This window comes from Proteiniphilum sp. UBA5463 (assembly GCF_002427225.1).
In the GTDB taxonomy this organism is placed as follows: Bacteria; Bacteroidota; Bacteroidia; order Bacteroidales; family Dysgonomonadaceae; genus Proteiniphilum; species Proteiniphilum propionicum.
The window spans coordinates 1-1298 of record NZ_DIQL01000053.1 but is presented as its reverse complement, the minus strand read 5'-3'; the positions used below and the strand labels follow the sequence as shown (position 1 = coordinate 1298).

At 41.4% G+C, this 1298-nt stretch carries 2 protein-coding genes; both read right to left on the bottom strand.

Annotated features, from left to right (window positions below):
* Positions 1–311: hypothetical protein (locus tag B3B27_RS08865; protein WP_286847298.1), on the bottom strand; the 311-nt coding region annotated here is incomplete at its 3' end.
* A 136-nt stretch (positions 312–447) separates the two neighbouring features.
* Entirely contained in the window at positions 448–1002 is a 555-nt protein-coding gene (locus B3B27_RS08860) for a Crp/Fnr family transcriptional regulator (RefSeq protein WP_286847297.1), read from the bottom strand.
* Between the last annotated feature and the right edge of the window lie 296 nt (positions 1003–1298).

The window sequence follows — 1298 nt, the reverse complement described above, 5'->3', positions numbered from 1 at the left end:
GCCATGGCTGCTTTGTCTTTCCATTGCTGAAAATGACGGATTTCCACCGTTTTTTCACCGGGCAATACATCCGTATGTTTGGGGTAACCTTTCATATAACTACCCACCGAAACTGTATCAACTTTAATGAGTAATGCCGATTCCGACGTTTTTTTTCCTTTAATCCGCAGTTTGTGGTCTCCCTGCTGTATGCGGGCCACTTCGCCCGAACCCGGTTTTGCTCCTTGATAACCCTTTGTGCTGCCACAACCTGTAGATAGTACAAGACATGCAGCAATAATTCCAATAAACAAAAGTGTTTTTGTCTTCATTTTAAGTTACAATTAAATTGGGCACATGTACTGTGATATCAGACAAGTTGCCTGTGACAAGTTAATAAGTTAGTAATCTAAAACAAAGATAAATCTTCTGTTTTTTATAAATGTTGATTTAAATCAAGGCACGATGTTAAAACAGGTTTTTATTACTTTTTTTCAGTTTCCGGCGGATACGACTCAGGGTTTCGGGCGTGATTTGAAGGTACGATGCCAGATCTTTGGCGGTGGTTCGCTCAAAGATATGGGGATTGCATTGCAGAATTTTGATATAGCGTTCTTCCGGAGTACGGGTATAGGTATCGACAAAGCGTTGATATATTTCGGAATACAACAATTCGGTTATATGGAGAAAATAACTGCTGTTTTCAGTGATAAGTCGCTCTAACGTTTCATAAGTAATCAAATAGACTTCGCTTTCACACAGGGCGACGATATCTACGCCGGAAATTTCTTTCAGCCTGAATGCGCCATAATCGCCCACGAACGAATTTTCGAAGGCATAACCCACTACATGTCGTTCTCCCCGGGAATCATGCGCGGAGTAAATAAACGCTCCTTTGCGTATATATCCCATTGTTTTACATGAACTTCCGGTAAGAGAGAATGGCTCGCCACGACGGTATTTCACCAATGTACCGTTCTGCCTTATAAAATCGATTATCCCGGAGTAATCAAAGCGGGTCATATAGGTATTGAAGTCAGACATAGAACAAGTAAGCAGAAAGCGGAAGCGAAGCCGCTGTACAGACTGAAAAAATGGTTTATTTACACATACAGAATGTATGCCAAAGATAGAAGAATATGACTTATATGCCAAATTAAAGCAGTAAGTTTTTGTGTGTTGTTCTGGTATCATGGCATGCATCGGTCGGATGCTAAACCTCGACATCTGTTTTTTCCGGAGAGTACGGTTGTCTGCCGTTAGGCAAAATGTCTGATCCGCAACATACAAGCTCTAATTTTCGCGACTGGGGGGATATG

Excerpts from the sequence above, each read along its gene's own strand:
- B3B27_RS08860 (WP_286847297.1), bottom strand. The coding sequence starts at position 1,002 with ATGACCCGCTTTGATTACTCCGGGATAATCGATTTTATAAGGCAGAAC.